At 47.9% G+C, this 17164-nt stretch carries 13 protein-coding genes; 7 read left to right on the top strand and 6 right to left on the bottom strand.

Going from position 1 to position 17164, the window contains the following annotated elements:
- Positions 1–299: 299 nt before the first annotated feature.
- The 5 genes from PTW35_RS10975 to ald all read left to right on the top strand — a co-directional run bounded on the left by PTW35_RS10975 (position 300) and on the right by ald (position 7384).
- Entirely contained in the window at positions 300–3224 is a 2925-nt protein-coding gene (locus PTW35_RS10975) for an EAL domain-containing protein (protein ID WP_281025019.1), read from the top strand.
- Positions 3225–3323: 99 nt separating this feature from the next.
- Positions 3324–3974: an HAD family phosphatase gene (locus tag PTW35_RS10970; protein WP_281025018.1), complete on the top strand. Its 651-nt coding sequence runs from the start codon at positions 3324–3326 to the stop codon at positions 3972–3974.
- 113 nt (positions 3975–4087) lie between these two features.
- Positions 4088–4354 carry a hypothetical protein gene (locus PTW35_RS10965; protein ID WP_281025017.1) on the top strand — a complete coding sequence of 89 codons (267 nt, stop codon included), beginning with the start codon at positions 4088–4090 and terminating at the stop codon, positions 4352–4354.
- A gap of 124 nt (positions 4355–4478) precedes the next feature.
- A complete protein-coding gene (locus PTW35_RS10960) occupies positions 4479–5810 on the top strand; it encodes an IS4 family transposase (protein WP_281025016.1) in 1332 nt (443 codons plus the stop codon).
- A 458-nt stretch (positions 5811–6268) separates the two neighbouring features.
- Complete coding sequence (gene ald, locus PTW35_RS10955; RefSeq protein ID WP_281025015.1) at positions 6269–7384, top strand: alanine dehydrogenase; 1116 nt, start codon at positions 6269–6271, stop codon at positions 7382–7384.
- A gap of 441 nt (positions 7385–7825) precedes the next feature.
- Here the strand turns inward: ald and PTW35_RS10950 are convergent, their stop codons facing one another.
- The 3 genes from PTW35_RS10950 to PTW35_RS10940 form a co-directional block, all read right to left on the bottom strand.
- Positions 7826–8473, bottom strand: coding sequence for a murein L,D-transpeptidase catalytic domain family protein (locus PTW35_RS10950; RefSeq protein ID WP_281025014.1), 648 nt, complete (start codon positions 8471–8473; stop codon positions 7826–7828).
- Positions 8474–9004: 531 nt separating this feature from the next.
- A complete protein-coding gene (locus PTW35_RS10945) occupies positions 9005–11434 on the bottom strand; it encodes a glycosyl hydrolase family 18 protein (RefSeq protein WP_281025013.1) in 2430 nt (809 codons plus the stop codon).
- A 390-nt stretch (positions 11435–11824) separates the two neighbouring features.
- Complete coding sequence (locus tag PTW35_RS10940; protein ID WP_281025012.1) at positions 11825–12475, bottom strand: DUF2057 domain-containing protein; 651 nt, start codon at positions 12473–12475, stop codon at positions 11825–11827.
- Positions 12476–12717: 242 nt separating this feature from the next.
- Here PTW35_RS10940 and PTW35_RS10935 point away from each other — a divergent pair, with 242 nt between their 5' ends.
- On the top strand, positions 12718–13479 hold the full coding sequence (locus PTW35_RS10935; RefSeq protein ID WP_281025011.1) for a sulfite exporter TauE/SafE family protein: 762 nt from the start codon (positions 12718–12720) through the stop codon (positions 13477–13479).
- Positions 13480–13586: 107 nt separating this feature from the next.
- Here the strand turns inward: PTW35_RS10935 and PTW35_RS10930 are convergent, their stop codons facing one another.
- Positions 13587–14777, bottom strand: a complete 1191-nt coding sequence (locus tag PTW35_RS10930; RefSeq protein ID WP_281025010.1) for a class I SAM-dependent methyltransferase — start codon at positions 14775–14777, stop codon at positions 13587–13589.
- Between the two features lie 114 nt (positions 14778–14891).
- Positions 14892–16292: a methyl-accepting chemotaxis protein gene (locus PTW35_RS10925; protein ID WP_281025009.1), complete on the bottom strand. Its 1401-nt coding sequence runs from the start codon at positions 16290–16292 to the stop codon at positions 14892–14894.
- 88 nt (positions 16293–16380) lie between these two features.
- On the opposite strand from PTW35_RS10925, the gene yccX reads away from it, so the two are divergent.
- Complete coding sequence (gene yccX, locus PTW35_RS10920) at positions 16381–16653, top strand: acylphosphatase (protein ID WP_281025008.1); 273 nt, start codon at positions 16381–16383, stop codon at positions 16651–16653.
- Between the two features lie 106 nt (positions 16654–16759).
- On the opposite strand, the gene tusE is transcribed toward yccX, so the two are convergent.
- Positions 16760–17089, bottom strand: coding sequence for a sulfurtransferase TusE (gene tusE, locus PTW35_RS10915; protein ID WP_044623602.1), 330 nt, complete (start codon positions 17087–17089; stop codon positions 16760–16762).
- Positions 17090–17164: the final 75 nt, after the last annotated feature.

The following is a 17164-nucleotide window of genomic DNA, read 5'->3' as shown; positions in this document are numbered from 1 at the left end:
TGGCCGAAGTGACAATTCACTTCGGCCATTTACTTGTGGCTGAATTGCCCCTATCAAAGGTATAAGGGGTTAACGCCATGTTCTTGTTCCAGACTGAGTATGCACCCTAATTTGCATGTTATGTAAACGCAAATATTCCGCAGGGGTGATACTAATCAATGTTTTGTTATATCGCTTTTGTGAATGCGAACCTTTGCTTTTATCTGTTAAAGTCATGCGGTAAAGTCGCAGCGGGTGAAGTGATAGTATTATTACCAAACAAGCTTTTGAAGTTTCCGTTGGTGATAATTGATATGCTAATGGATTACAAAAAATCAACTACGTTTGAGCAACTGAGCGGTAAAGAGCTGTTTGAGGCTGTCGGCAAGAGTTTGTATGAAGCTTTTGCTGTCGATAATGTCATTATTGGCTCGGTAAGCGATGATAGTGAGGGGCTAGAGATCCTTTCGACTTGCTATCAAGGTAAATTTGGCGAACCAAGTTATCTCTCCTTCGCGGAAGTGCCTGAAGCTGAAGTCGTCAAGCAGGGGACTCTCTTTATTGTCTCTGAGACTTTAAAAAAACAATATCCTCGCTATTCACACCGGCATGCTGGATTGGCCGCAACCTATATTGGTATTCCCCTGTTTGCACGCAATCGTCAATTGGTTGGTGTGCTCTCTTGCCTATTTCAAAATCCCTTCAATTGCATGGATGCGCTACAGGCGTATTGCGATACGTTTTTAACCTACCTCGGCCAAGAGGTCGGCTATGAAGCCCTATTGCAGCGCCAGGTGAAATTACGGTGGCAGCTAGAGGAAGGGCAGCGAGTCGCAAAGGTAGGTAGCTGGGTTTGGAAGCTTCAAGAGCAGCACTTCGAGTGGAGTAAAGAAGTTTATCGGATTTATGATTTTAAAGATGAATCTGTCAAACCGACACTGTCATTGCTGTCAGAGTTAATCCATCCAGAAGATCGTGAATGGGTGCTCGATACCCTTCACCGTTCAATTGAAAGTGACGGCGTCAATTACAACCTGGTACACCGGGTACTGCTACGGGATGGCAGTATTAGGTATCTGCGCAAGCGAGCTGAAGTGTTGCGTGACAGCAATGGTAAGGCGGTAGAGATACGCGGTACGGTTCATGATGTAACGGATGTCTATCAAATCTCAGCTAAATTGAACAAAGCCTCCCGCCAGCTTACAACGACGTTCAATTCCGTAGAAGAAGGGATTTGGGAGTTTGATCTTGAGCGCAATGAATTTGCGACATCTGCCAAATTCTGGCACATATTAGGCCGAGAGAAACCAGTAGCGGGTGATGATCTCGAAACCTGGCTATCTTGCATTGTTGAGGAGGACAGGAAAGAAGGGATTGATTATTTCGACCGCTTTATCCAGCAGCAACATGCCTCGGTATTTCAGTTTGAGTTTCGGGTTAAGCCGAGTAGCCGGATAGCCCTTGACGGTAATGAATGCTGGCTAACGGTAAAAGGCAGTATTGTTGCCCGAGATGAAAATGGTAGGCCAACGAAAGTCGCGGGTATTCAGCGGGATATCACTCATTCGGTGGAAGCCAAGCGTCAGCTGGATCGTGCGCAGGTGGTTTTTGATAATACGTCAGAATGTATCTTGATCACAGATAAAGACAACAAAATTATTTCGGTCAATCGCGCATTCGAAGAAACGACGGGGTACCGGGAAAAAGAGCTGCTAGGCCTGTCGCCCAATGTCTTGTCATCAGGGATCCATGACGACAAATACTATCAGTTCCTGTGGCATAACCTGAACCATTATGGTCATTGGAAAGGCGAAGTGTGGAATCGGCGCAAAAATGGCGAGATCTACCCGGAAGAAATTTCGATCAATGTGATCCGTGACGACAATGAAGAGATCATTAATTACGTGGCGGTGTTCCGCGATATTAGCCATTGGAAGAAAGCGGAAGAGCAACTGACCTTCTTTGCCTACAAGGATCCGCTGACCGGTCTTGTGAACCGCCGAAGTTTCGTGAAAAGGGTGAAACAGCATATCGCATCCATTGACGACAAGCGTGGCCAGGCGTTTTCGTTGCTGTTTATTGATATGGATGACTTCAAGTCGCTCAATGATCTATATGGCCATGACTTTGGCGATAAGGTATTGGTTCATATTGCCAGTTGCCTCAAGCGGGAGTTGCCGGTTGCCGATGATATCTGCCGCTATGGTGGTGATGAATTTTGTGTCCTGTTGCCAGAAACGACGTCCGGAGCGGCAAGAGTGTGGGGGCAACGGGTTGTTGATAGTGTGGCAGAAGCCTTTGTACTAGATGATATTGAGGTCAATACCACTGTCAGTATTGGTATTTCGACGTATCCAGAAAGTGGGGAAACACATACCGAACTGCTAAAGAACGCCGACTATGCCATGTACAACATGAAGGGGCAGGGACGAAATGGGGTCTGCCAGTATGATGGCGCATTACAGTCGGATTATATCGACAAGTTGAAAATGCGCGATCGGCTCAAGAAGGCGATCTCCGATGAATTGCTGACCGTCTATTACCAACCGGTTGTGGATGCTCGTACAGGGAAGATTAGTCGCTTTGAAGCCTTGGTGAGGTGGACGGACGAGGTTGAGGGCAATATTTCTCCGGCCGAGTTTATTCCCGTTGCAGAGCGCTATGGCTTGATAAGATCGTTGGGAGATTTTGTTTTACACCAGGTGTGCCATGATCTGAAACAGTTACACCTGGCCGGTTTTGCTGATGTGAGTATCAGCATCAACCGTTCGGTCAAGGAATTTATCAGTAGCAATGGCCTACCGCCCATTTGGGATACCATTGAATCTTATGCCCTGCCGCTGAAGTCCATCATTGTAGAGATCACCGAATCGACAGCCTCTAGCGAAAGTAGTGACATCCAGTCACTGCTTGCATCGTTTAAACAAAAGGGGATCGAGATCGCCCTTGATGATTTCGGGACCGGCTACTCATCACTGAGCTCGGTGGTCGAGCTCAGGCCGAATATCATCAAAATCGACCGCAGCTTTATCGAGGGGATCGATAAGCAGGATAACCGTACGCTGGTGTCCTTGATTATCGACTTAAGCCATAAGCTAGGGATACAAGTCGTCGCCGAAGGGGTCGAAACGCGCAAGCAGCTGGAGATTTTACGGGAAATGAACTGCCATTTTGTCCAAGGTTTCTTTTATAGCCCGGCCGTACCGCTGGCAAGCTGTATTTTAATCCTCGAAGCACAGTTGTAAGTGAAAGAGCCTGCCAAGCGGGCCTGTCAGTAAACTTGGCTTGGATTTGATGGGCTTAACTGGGTAAGATGTCGGTCTTGTTGTTCGCGGAGTAAGCCCATGCAGGCAGTTTGTTTTGATTTTGATGGCACTTTGGTTGATTCAGAAATTTTCCACGCTGAGAATTGGAGCCAATACCTTTCGGGTTTGAATATCGACATATCAGCACATGATTTTCTTGTCGATTTTGCCGGCGTGCCATGGGAAATTGTCGCCAATCATTTTTCTTCGGTTGCTAATCTACCGCATACCGCTGCGACCGTTGTGTCGGATATGGAACGGCTGACCTACAAAGCTATTATAGAAAGAGGGATCCCTGCTAAGCAGGGGGCGTTAGAGCTTATCAAGTCGCTGCATGGGGCGCGGCCATTAGCTGTGGTTACGGGTTCGCCGAGGAATTATGTCGAGGGGATGTTGGCTCATCTGGGGTGGTTGCATTATTTTGATCATGTTTTCTGTGGAGAAGATGTCAAGAATAATAAGCCAGCCCCCGAGATTTACCAATTAGCCTGCCGGACCTTGGGTATAGCGGAAAACCAGGCTGTTGCGATCGAAGATAGCCAAACAGGGGCGCAATCGGCTTACACGGCTGGTCTTAGGCTGGTTGTGGTCAATGATTTACACCCTGTTGGCCAAGACTTGACGCCTTACCGCTACGACAACCTGCTTGAAGCACAGGCGCAGCAAGCGAGCTGGCTCGTTGCATCATAGTTTTGCCTTTGCTTGTGAGCGAGCCAAGTCTTTTGAAGTAACTTGGCACGCTAGGCAAAGAAATTCAGTTTTAGTCAATGGGCCTAGAGAAAGGGCCAGAGAAAGGCATTGTTATGCAAGATGAAGAAATCATGACCGGGGATATGCTGGTCGAAACGGTAGAGAACCAACTGGAAGAAGGCAACCCAATCAAGGTTAAAGAAACCCTGATGCGGCTGATGATGACAGGTACACCGAGAGAAGAGGCGATCGAGATGATTGCCTGCGCATTATCGGTGGAAGTGTTTGATGTTGCGAAAAATGGCGGTAGCTTCGATTTGAAACGATACAGTGAAAATTTGAATGCCTTACCGGATATGCCCTGGGAGTTTGAAGACTAACCTTTGGTCACACTCACAAAAAGCCGCTTTTTAGCTAACACCGATCAGTTAAGCCATTGATCAGTTGAATGATCCTACGGTTGAGTGAAAATACCCTCAGACATTAAGTATGAGGGTATTTTTTATGTTGGCACATTGGCTGATCGATGTTGATGATTTTGCTTCACCTGACTCACTCTCTTTGTTTCAAAAAGAGTTGCCTCTTGAGTGGATTCAACAAGCACTCGATGACACCAACAAGGCAAGTTTAAGGCGACGGAAGCTACCTGCTGAGCTTGTGGTCTGGCTTGTTGTTGGGATTGGTTTATACCGTGATAGACCGATTACCGATGTACTTGATAAGCTAGACCTTAAGCTTTCCAGTTCTCTAGGTGAGTCCATTGCTCCGAGTGCGATCCCCCAAGCAAGAAAACGGTTAACAGCTAAGCCTCTCGAAGCCCTATTTACATTAACTTCACAGCATTGGGTACAAACAGAGGATAGTGAAGATACATGGTTCGGGTTAAAGCTTTTCTCTGTAGATGGCACGCAATTTAGGACCCACGATACCCCAGCCCTTGCAGAGCATTTTCAATACGTTAAGCACAGTAAAACTCGCCATACTGAATACCCAGTTGTAAGGCTATGTGCACTCTGCTCCCTCCGAAGTCGGCTAATCCATAATGTCGCTTTTGGTCCTAGCTACAAGGGTGAAGAAAGCTACGCCAAGCAACTCATTTCCTCTGCAACAGCCAACTCCCTTACTATTTTCGACCGATGCTATTTAGGTGCAGAGTTGATGATTAACTGGCAAAACCAACATGGTTCTAGCCACTGGATGACTCCCATTAAATCCAATACAAAGTACACAATCATAGAGCAGTTAGATGAAGACGGGCGTGACTTGATAGTAGAAATGAATGTTTCTCAACAAGCTCGCAAAAAAGATCCTCATCTGCCTGAAAAGTGGCAGGCTAGACTTGCGCTTTATCCAGAAAAAGATCAACCCAATCATATCAAAGGGGTTTTGACGTCCCTAACAGACAAAAAATATGACCTGCAATCCTTGCTTAATGTTTACTTCGAACGATGGGAAATCGAAAACAGTTACGGGGAGATAAAACACGACATGCTTGAGGATGAGATCCTACTTCGCAGTCAATCAATCGAAGGTGTTGAGCAGGAGATCTGGGGCACCTTAATTGCCTATAATCTAGTCCGGTTGGAAATAAGCCGAATAGCGAAAGAAGCTAAAGTGTCGCCTTTACGGATCAGTTTTATGATGGCTTTGAGGGATATCCAGGATGAATTAATGTGGTGTGCAATCGCATCGCCCGGCTCAATACCCAAGAAGTTAAGGGCAATGCGAGAGCGAGTAAAACGTTATATTTTGCCTGAGCGAAAAAAACGGCCCAAATCAAGGACCGTTCGTATCAGTAAAACTCGCTATGTGGTTCGCTCCAAGCATCTTAATTGATAGGAGTTAGCTTTTTAGCGGCTTTTTTGTTGCCTAAATGTTTTTTATTTGTTCGGTGGGGCGTGCCGGTGGGGAATTGAAGTGTACCCGTATCGAAAAAAGAAATAGAGAAAAATGTCGCGGATGACCGATTAGATGTCTCTTTTTTTAAAAGAAGCACTTGAAAACAACGAAAAATGTGAGCCTTTTCTCGTGCTAGTGTGGTGTTTATGACTGTATAGGCACTATGTTGCTGGTTTAAAAAGCTGGTTTTGGCTTTAAAGGTAGTAAACTGGTCTGGTTTGTTGTTGTTTATTGGTTTTTTCTTGTGTGACGGAGCTCAAAAACAGTTTCTTATGCTGACTGGGAATAAAATGGCAGTTTGATTTGTTGGTTTTAAGTTAAAAAATGGTCACACATTCCAAGGTTTTTTCTTTATTGTGTATATATCTTTTAACGAGGCAGCAAGGAAACAAAAGATGATTATTGGTGTACCTAAGGAAATCAAAGTTCACGAATACCGTGTGGGTATGGTGCCAGCTTCAGTCAGCGAAGCCGTTGCCCATGGACATAAGGTATACGTAGAGACCAATGCTGGTGCTGGTATCGGCTTTACCGATCAGGACTACATTGAAGCAGGTGCCCAGATTCTGCCCACCGCCGAAGCGGTATTTGCAGAATCAGAAATGATTGTAAAGGTTAAGGAGCCACAAGCCGTAGAACGTGCAATGCTTCGTGAAGGCCAAATCCTATTTACTTACCTTCACCTTGCGCCAGACCCAGAGCAGACGCATGACCTTATCAACAGCAAGGCTGTGTGCATCGCTTATGAAACAGTAACCGACGATAAAGGCCGCCTACCACTATTGGCTCCTATGTCAGAAGTTGCGGGCCGTATGTCTATTCAGGCCGGTGCGCAAGCACTTGAGAAATCAAGAGGCGGCCGCGGTATGCTACTTGCCGGTGTACCGGGTGTTGAGCCAGCGAAAGTGGTTATTATCGGTGGCGGTGTAGTGGGTGCCAATGCGGCACAAATGGCAGTGGGCATGCGTGCCGACGTGGTTGTGCTAGACCGCAACATCGATGTGTTGCGCCAGCTAGATGCTCAATTTGGTGGCACTGTACAGTGTGTATACTCAACCAAAGATGCGATTGAAAAACACGTCTTGGAAGCTGATCTTGTTGTTGGTGGGGTATTGGTTGCCGGTGCCGCCGCACCGAAACTGGTTACCGCCGAAATGATCAAGAAGATGAAGCCTGGTGCTGCTATTGTAGACGTTGCAATCGACCAGGGTGGCTGTGTCGAAACGTCGCACGCAACGACTCACAGCGACCCGACTTACATCGTAGACGATGTGGTTCACTACTGTGTGGCTAATATGCCAGGTGCGGTTGCTCGTACATCGACATTCGCATTGAACAACGTGACTCTGCCTTATATCCTCAAGTTGGCAGACAAGGGCTACAAAGCAGCGCTGCAAGAAGACAAGCACCTGCTGAACGGCCTGAACGTATACCGTGGCCAGATCACCTGTGAAGAAGTTTCTGAAGCACTGGATCTTCCATACATCGCGCCAGAGAAAGCGCTAGCGTAATATAAGCGTCACTGATATCAAATCCCTGCCCAGGCAGGGATTTTTTTTACTTATAATCGTTAGACACCGATACGAACATTCTAATCTATGAATATTATCTGCCTTGCTATATGGATGATTGAACTACTGAAGGATTAATCGGCATGGATAATAATTTAGGCATTAATGTAATAATTAATGACTCATAAAAACAATGCCTTAAATAAAATATCAAATAAGCTTGGATATTAATGCCAATAAAAATATACCCAAGTTACTTCAAGATGCAGGAATGGTATTCCCTTTTAAAAAGCTTCATCGAAGGAGTGAATGGGCTAAGATCCTACCGAAGGGAGAGCACCTTGAAGTATCTTGGGTATAACGTATTCGCCGAATAGCCAATAAAAAAACAGCAGCTTTATTAAGCTGCTGTTTATTAAACGATAATACAGGAGAATTTAATTAAGCGTGTGCGTAGATAACGCTGCCACCCTTAATGGTATCGATAATTTCCCGAGACAGCTCTGTTGGTAATGCAGGGCATCCCCAGCTGCGGCCAAGGTAGCCGTGACGGTTGATGAAAGATCTTGTCGCGTAGTCAGCACCGTGGATAACAATGTAACGGCGTCTGGCATTGTCGTTGACACCCGGTGTTAGGCCGTCCAAGCGAAGTGAGTAACCATTACCGCCATAGTAGGTGGTATCGGTGAGAAAGGTCCCCAGAGACGTCTGGCGGGAGTTGACGGTGTTTGAGAACTTAGTGGCATTTTTACCGCCGCTATTTACGCCGTGTGAGACGAAAGTGCGGTAGAGTAGCTTGTTCCGTTGTAGGTCAACAACAAAGAAGCGTTCCTTGGTTGAAGGAAGACTATAGTCAATGATCGTCAGAACAGGCCTTTTCCGGCCCTTAGTATTGTAATAGGCCTCGTAGGCTTCTTTAAATACTTGATAGTTAATGACTCCATTTAACTTTGCTTTGTTATATACGTCTTTAACCAAGATATCTGCTTGCGGATTTTTCGAATAAGGCTGGCTTGTTATTACACTGGCAGTGGCCTGCAGTGGCAGAAGAAATAGTGCCATTGCAAATAGTACGGTTAGCTTTTTCATTGTCCCTGTAAAATGTTCAATTATGTCGTTAAGGTTGATTGGGCCTGACTTTAACACATAAAAGTGAGTAATAGACGCCGCGAAAGGGAATATCGACAAGCCGAAGAATAGCAAAAAAATCCTGTTTTATTGCATTTACCTGCTCAAAAAATAATTAATTACAAGTAATTAAAAGCAATTGTCATTTTTATATGAAATTTTGTCTAAAAGGGGAAAGATCTAGTCAAATTATCCAGTGTTACAATTGTCACGGAGATAATTTATTGTTTGATAAAGTCAAATCTGATGTCATATTTTGAAAACAAAGAAATGTTAGCCTCTTTACTGTTTGGTTGAAAAGTGAGCGCCTTATCGCAATTTTTTACTTCTCACTAAGAGGAACTCGCACCAATGTCCTGCGATATTCATCGTCGTTAGCCAGATTTTTCCACTTATCTTTCATTTATGAAGTTAGGATCTTACTGTTTTTGCATCGTTTTGGTTGATAAATGCGCAGGTTTGACCCTGCGCATTATATTTACGTTGAACTGGTTAAATTGTGCACACTACAGCCCAGCTACCATCACTGCCAGGTGTTGAATTACTCCACCAGTTGGCTTGGTACACGATGCCGTTGTAGATGATTTTGTCACCTTGGTTGGCATGACTCGGGTTACCAGCCCAATCAGTCTGTGGCCAGTTAGGGTAGGTGTTGATTCCCGTTGTATCGCAAGTTCCGTCGCCACCACCACTACCGCCGCCGATGGAGCCTAGTGGCAAGTCGGGTTGTTCGAACTTAAACGCGAAGTCCTTGCCTCCAACAGTAACACTGTAGTTGGCTGGGCCGGATATCGGCAGGTAATAAACCATGTCGAGCTCGTATGTACCGCCTGCAGGGAGGCTTTTCCAGCTTGGCAGAGTGAAGGCGACCCGGTGCATGACCCCTTCCAAGCCACCGATGTTGTTGGCACGGGTATGGCCTGATGCGATGACCGCTAAGCCGCCGCCGGATTGATCTTTGGCATTGTCTGGTGCTGATGTTGGAATATCGAATTGGAATTCAGTTCCGCCCGGTATCTCTTGGCCAGTGTTGTTGGTGAAGGTCAGTTTTGGGTTAATAGGGTAGTTCTGATCACCGACCTTGAAGCCCGATACGTCAACGGTAATATCCAGTGCTTCTGCGGGAATTGCGCCTGTGGCGATTTTGTTGCCATAGGGGGTGGCTGACTTGAATTTCTCGTAAATGGCTTTGGTCATGGTATTGCCCATGTGGTATTCGCCATTGCCCGTCTGACATGCATTTTCTGTTGCATCGACAGTCGTGCGGTTACCGCTAGTATCAAGCAGGTAGCAGTTGTAGTCTCCCGCTAGCTCCCAAAACATGATGCCGCCGATCTCTTTGTCGATCACATAATCGGCTTTGACATTGATGGATGCCTTGTCTTCCGTGGATAGGAAGACTTGCTTGTCAGCATTCCACAGCCAGGGAGCAACAGCAACGGTATCATAGTGGCGGGTGTACGTACCAACCAGCTGATGCTCAGGGTTGTTCGCCGGGTCGAGGTTGTACGCTGTGCTATAGCTACCGAAGATACCCTGGGCAAGGTTCATTGCATGCCACATTGGGTTTGAACCGGCGCCCATTTCCTCACCAGCGGCGTTCTTGTCGTGCCACAGGTTATCGATACCAACGGCGCCATTTCCACAGTTGTTTTTCTCGCCTTCACCGGTTCCAGGGGCACATAATGATTGGTTAGGAAGGGCAGCACGGCCCCAAAGTCCATTTTCACCGCCGGTTACTCCTTGCCAGCCACGGGTATAGTAAGGTACCCCAATATTAATACGTCCAGCAGGCATCGAGCCGCGGAAGTAATGATATGCCCAGTCTGTGTTTAGGTAACCAATACCGCCATAGGCGGCTGTGCCATAGACGTTCCACTGTTCAAGTTCCGAATCTTTACCTGTGTCGTAAAGAGCGGCATTGTGGCCGACATGGTCGTTCCATGCGCCGTGTAGGTCATAGGACATGATATTGACATAGTCGAGGTATTTTGTGACATCAAAGTCCTCCATCCCCCGCAACAGGTAGCCCGAAGAGGGGGCGGCGATAGTCAGCATATAGTGGATGCCGTCTTGCGCAGAAGCCTGATCCAGTTTTTGGCGAAGCACTTTCATCAGCTCCTGATACGATGCCCATAGGTAGGCACGGCGAGGTTCCATGAAGGCTTTGTCATCAGGGTTACCGGCACCGGCCATCGAGGTAGGGTATTCATAGTCGATGTCTAGGCCATCGAATTGATACTGGCGCATCATCGCTACTGCAGATGCGGCAAACTTCTCGATGCCTGCGTGGTTGATCGAGCCATCTGCATTGGTGGTCATGGTATAGAAGCCGCCATCGGCAACGCGGTTACCGTTAGCATCAAAGTGACCTCCGGTTTCTGCCCATCCACCGATAGAAATTAAGGTCTTAACATCGTGTTTCTTCTTGTAGGTGGCGAGTGCACCAAAGTGTCCTTTGAAGCCTAGGGCTGGATCAATCTCCACGCCAGGCCATTCTTTGCCAGTTGCCGGGTTGGAAGGATCGGTTACGTCGCCAACATTGACCTTGCCATCGCTGCCGATACTGACAAATGCGTAGTTAATATGGGTCAACTGCTGCCATGGAATATCACTGACCAAGTAAGCGGCCTGTGGGTCATCGCCACTGCGCCAGCTAGTGAAATAACCTATGACTCGGCGAGGGTGATCAGCCCCCATGATCTCGCGGCCATTTTCATCATAAATGGTGCAATAGGGGACGTTAATATCGGGTGTTTGGTACAAGCCGTCGGGACGGCAGTTTGGTCCGTCGATGCTCGCTAGGCTTGACGTGATGGGAGCCATTGCTGCAATGGCATTGAAAGCCGCCATACACGAAACAGCGAGGGTGCTGAGTTTGAGTATTCGAGTAATCGCTTGTCCTTGTTTCAGATGTTTCATTGAAAATTCCTTACTTGTTGACACGCATTAATTGAATTTGTAAGCGGCATCTAGCTCTTATGTTGCGCCGTGAAAAAAGTATAAAAGGAATGTTGGAAGGGATGTGCTAAATTGTTGATTTTTTCGTGTCACTTCGCAGTGTGTTGCTTTTATTTTGAAATGTTCATGAGCTTAATTTGCACCGTGAACCGATAATGGTGAAATTTATGTCGCTTTAGAGACGAAAGCGGAAAGAACGAATGACGTATTCCAGGTCTGAAATTAGGTACCAGATGGTCTTGCTGCCGAAAGGTTTCAGCCGATAAATGCTGATTGTCGGAGAGGCGGTATTTTGGGGAGTATTGGTGATACCAGTGTAGAAAAAAGAGCCCGAAGGCTCTTTTTGCAAGATTACTCTTGGTTGATTTTTGCTTTGAAGCGCTCACGTGTTGCTTCATCAGCTTGTTCATACCAGTAATTAAGCATGTTTTCAGCCACATTACGTGTCTGCTGCGGGTCAACAGGTGGCTTAGGTGACGTCCCTGCCGGTTGAGCGGTCGCCGGAAGTGTCACTGGTACTGCCGTTGTTGCTGCAGCAACCGCAGCTGCTTTGCCTGACTGGTTGTAAACGGCAACTTCTTTTTCAAAGTCACGGCCAAACTGAATGCCTGACTTAATCAGCTTATCTTGTTCAAAGCTGATTTTTTCGCCGTCGGCTGCAATCAGGGCCAGCTGCGGAGATCTTTCAAATTTACGTGCATCTTGTCCGGTACGCAGCTTTGGCAGATCGAGTTTCAACGTTGTGTCGCTGGCCTCGAACTTAACAATGATAACCTCTGATTTGAATAGGTAGTCATCGCCATTTTCACGCAGCGAGTCGATATACCTGAATGCAAATTGGTTGACACCATTGGGTAGCGTTAATGTGTCGTTGCCGTGTTGCTCTACACCATTAACCACAACAAGATCCGCTGGGTAAGGGAGTTCAAGTTTAACATCAGCAAGAGAGGAGAAGCTAATGCCGCAAGCTGCAATAGCCATTAACGCTGTACGAAATTTCATAGCGGTTCCTTGAAAAACAATGTCCGAAATAAGTGGTTTTTTATCGGTATTCTCCTAGCAGTTTGTCGCTAGGTAGCTGAATAGGTGCTGAATACTGACTTTGATGGCCATTTTTATACCTAAGTCAACTCGCTGAATCCAGCAATTTGAAGTCACTTGGGTATAATGTCCGCGAATATAACACTTTGTTAGACGTGATGCTTATACACAGCTTACGTTTCTGCTACGGATAGAAAAATACAATGGATATGTCGTTATTGCAGGCGAGCCTGCTGATCGGAACCGGTTTTCTGGCCGGGATCATCAATACCCTAGCCGGTGGAGGCTCTAACCTAACACTTCCTGCTTTAATGGTGATGGGGATGCCCGCCGAGGTGGCAAATGCAACTAACCGGGTGGGGGTAGCCGTACAAGGCTTGACGGCCCTGATCGGTTTTCGTCGTCACGGCAAGCTGGAAACATCAGATATACCAGCTATCTTGTTGCCGACAATCATTGGTGGTTTGTTGGGGGCGGTTGGGGCTGCCTATGCCCCTTCTACGTGGATAAAGCCATTGTTACTGGGCACCATGCTGACAATGGCTCTGGTCATTTTAATTCGCCCGGCGATTGTTGCACCGCCTGCGGGGACAGAGCCCAAAAAAGTAAAAGATACTCCCAGTTCATGGTGGGGGCTGGGCTTGGCGGGCTTCTATGGCGGTTTTGTCCAGGCGGGGGTCGGGTTTGTATTGCTGGCGGCGCTCGCAGGGACGCTTCGTTATGATCTGGTGCGAGCGAATGCGCTGAAAATGCTATGTGCTCTGGCTTTTACACTCGTGGCTTTGGCGCTGTTCATTATGGAAGATCTGGTGCTGTGGGGGCCCGGCTTGATCCTCGCGGCAGGGACGATGGTAGGCTCTCACATCGCTGTAAAAATGGCGATTTCAGCCCGGCCAGAAACGCTGAAATGGTTCCTGTTCCTGATGACGCTGTGTGGTTCTGCTGCAGCGATGCTATCCAATTAGGCAATACACCGAGCCTCTAGCGCTCTATGGCAACAGGACAATGGATAAACAAAAGCCAGCAAAATACTGCTGGCTTTTTGGGATGATAGCTCAAGATCAGATACGTGTTACTTCACGTAGCAGGCAAAACCTTTGAGATAGAAGCCTTCTGGGTAAGCACTGTCTAGAGGGTGGTCGGCGGCCTGGCTGAAGCGTTCGATAAACTGTACTTCACGGTTGGCATCCAAAGCCGCATCGGCGATGATCTTCTGGAACAAATTGTTATCCATCAGGCCCGAGCAAGAGTAGGTCAGCAGGGTTCCGCCTGGCTTCAGGATCTGCATCGCCAGCATATTGATGTCTTTGTAGCCACGGCATGCACCGACCAGTTGAGATTTAGACTCGGCAAACTTCGGTGGATCCATGATAACAACATCAAACAGCTCGCCGCGCTCGCGGTATTCACGCAGTAACTTGAACACATCGGCATTGAGGAATTCGGCATTCTCAAGCGGGTAGCCGTTGGCCTCGGCATTCATGCGTGCTGTGTCGAGCGCAGGCTGGGAGACATCAACATTGACAACTTTGCTGGCACCGCCTTTTAGGGCATAAAGGCCGAATCCGCCGGTATAGCAGAAACAGTTAAGTACGCGCTTGCCGTTGACATATTTAACTGCTGCTTCGCGGCTGTCGCGCTGGTCTAGGTAAAAGCCGGTTTTGTGGCCACCCACGATATCGACATTGATCTTGACGCCATTCTCTTCGATGGTGACAAATTTCGGCGGCTCTTCACCGGACAGTACACCGGTACGCTGCTTAAGACCTTCTTTCTTGCGCACTGATACATCAGAGCGCTCGTACACGCTACATTCTGGGTAGCAAATGTTGAGGGCCTCAACCAAAGCGTCTTTCTGCGCCTCGGCACCAGCGCTTAGCAGCTGGCACACAAGGAAGTTCTGGTAGCGGTCGATCGTAATACCAGGCAAGCCATCTGACTCAGCGGCAATCAAGCGGTAACCGGTCAGGCCGTCACGGGCGGCAAGAATGTCACGCAAACCTTGGGCGGTTTTTAGGCGGTTGACGAAGAAATCCACATCGATTTTTTCGTTACGGTCAAAGGTCCATACTCGAACGCGAATTTGAGATTGCGGAGAAAAAGCACCGCGTGCTAACCACTCACCTTTGTGGTCGAAGATATCAACGGTTTCGCCAAGCGATGGCTTGCCTTCGACACGCTGAATCCCGCGCGAGAAGACCCATGGATGGCGGCGGCGAAGTGATTTTTCACGGCCTTTAACCAGATAAATTGAAGCTGTCATGACTTGCCCAGTATGGAGTAAGGAATGGGGGCGTATTATGTTGTCGAAACCACATAAAATCAAATTTATATGAGAGGCAGTGCCGGTGAGTGGGCACTGCCTGATGGGTAGGGGTTACACTTTGAGTCCCTGCATCAGGGATTCCAGCACCTCAGCTTGTTTGTTGAGTTGTTCAATGTCGCTGGCAGAAGCATTGATCGCACTGCAAATTTGATGGGACTGGCTGCGCACCTGCTCGACATTGCTCGCGATGTTATCGGCTACCGCCCCTTGTTGCTCGGCGGCTGCCGCAATTTCGGTACTGCGATCAGAGATATGCTGGTTACGCTCGGTGAGAAGCGATATCTCATTATCGACAGAGTCCATCAAAGCTTCACTGTTTTGCGCATTATCGACAGTATTTTGCATAACAGCCATCAGCTTTCGGCTATTTTGCTGCAGTGCTTCGATCATCTGCTGAATTTCTACGGTTGCACTCTGGGTGCGCCCTGCCAAGGTGCGGACTTCATCGGCAACGACGGCAAAACCGCGCCCCTGCTCGCCGGCACGGGCGGCTTCGATGGCGGCGTTCAACGCCAGGAGGTTGGTTTGCTCTGAAATGCCGTTGATGGTGGTAACCACATCATCGATTTTGGCGGCGTTGGTATCCAGTTCGGCAACGGCAACCGCCGCTTGGCTGATCTCCTCGCTGAGGTGGCTGATTGCGTTGCGTGTCTGGTTGACCTGGGCACGACCTTGTTCAGACACTTGCTGTGCTTCGCGTGTTTGCTCCGAGGTTTGGTGGGCATGGGTCGCGACTTCGCGGATGGAGGTCGCCATCTCCTCTGTCGCACTGGCCAGAGAGTCAAGATGTTGTTGCTGCGAGGATGACAGTTGTTCGCTGCCTTGGCTGCGCTGGCGCAAACTGCTGCTGATTTGCTGCATCAGCGCAATGGCTTGCTGGGTAGCCTGAACCAGTTGCTGCTCCCGCTCGCTAACCCGGTCAATAGTAATCGCGATGGTGCTGAATTCGTCACGGACCTTGAAGAAGTTCATGCGGTTGGTTAAGTCACCATCTGCAAGGCTTTGCAGTGCCTTGTTGGTGGTAAACATGGCGCCGCCAATGAAAGTCATGATGTAGTACACCGCAGCTAGCGTGACCAGCAGGATAGTTGCCATTACCGTCCATTGGCCAGTACTGACGTGGCCAAATAGCCCGGCAGCGGTGTCGGATGAAATGGTATAGTTCATACCGCTGACAAAGGCAGAGACGTCTCCCTGGCCAACATGCAGGTCAGTATTGGCCAGAAGGCGCTGGGCATCGGTTTGGCTGATTTGCTGCTGTGACAACAGGGACGCGGTGGTTTCTAGTTGCTGAGTCGTGATTTCAATACGTTGCTGGCTGGCACTATCGGCTAATATAGTAGCGACGCTGATTAGTGCGATAACGGGCAGCAGGAACAACAAGTAGAATTTTTCCTGCAGGGTGATATGGATTAAGTAGCGGTCGATCCATCTAAAGGCGACTTCTTTCATATTAATTCCTAAATCAGAAGCTTATAGCATTATATTTTGCGAGTATTTTATTGTTATCGTTTTGAGAGTAGGAAGCTTGAGGTGATTTATGTCACAAATCTGTGTAAAGGCACTAATAACCGGTATGGTTCAAGGGGTTGGCTTCAGGTTTCATACCGCCCATGAAGGGCTGAAATGCGGCTTGACCGGATACGCGAAAAATTTACCGGACGGCAGTGTGGAAGTAATGGCATGCGGGCCAGAAGAACAGGTAAAACAGCTGCTTGGGTGGCTGGAGATAGGGCCAAGAACGTCCAGTGTCGATAATGTGACGTGGGAACAGATCGACTGGCGTCACTACGACGGCTTTGAAATTATGTAGTTTATTCTGCTGGGAGTGGCGTTTGTCGCACATCGCGGCAACAAAAGGCGAGTGGAGGCCACCCGCATTTTGTCAGTGAATGGATCGTGATTGATTCGCTGAGCGATTAGATACACTTCACGGGTTTTGGCAGGCCTGCCAGTTTGGTTGCTTGCTTTGCCGGACCTTTCGGGAAAAGCTTGTACAGGTAGCGTGAACTGCCTTTCTCTTCGCCGTATTTTTTTGCCATTGCCTTGACCAGCATTCTGATGGCCGGAGATGTATTGAATTCTTGATAGAATTCACGAACAAAACGCACCACTTCCCAATGGGCTTCGGTCAGTGTGATACCTTCTTCATCAGCCAGTACAGGAACCAGAGCCTCACACCAGTCGCTGGTGTTTTTCAGGTAACCGTGAGCGTCGGTTTCTATTTGTTTACCTTCAAATTCAAGCATGTTTGCCTCGCATATAGAACGGCCAAAGCATAGTGATATTCAAGGTTGGCTGCAAGGTTACGGCTATAAAAAAAG

This window comes from Photobacterium sp. DA100 (genome assembly GCF_029223585.1).
GTDB lineage: Bacteria > Pseudomonadota > Gammaproteobacteria > Enterobacterales > Vibrionaceae > Photobacterium.
The sequence above is the reverse complement of the archived record's forward strand: the minus strand, read 5'-3'. Positions and strand labels throughout refer to the sequence as shown.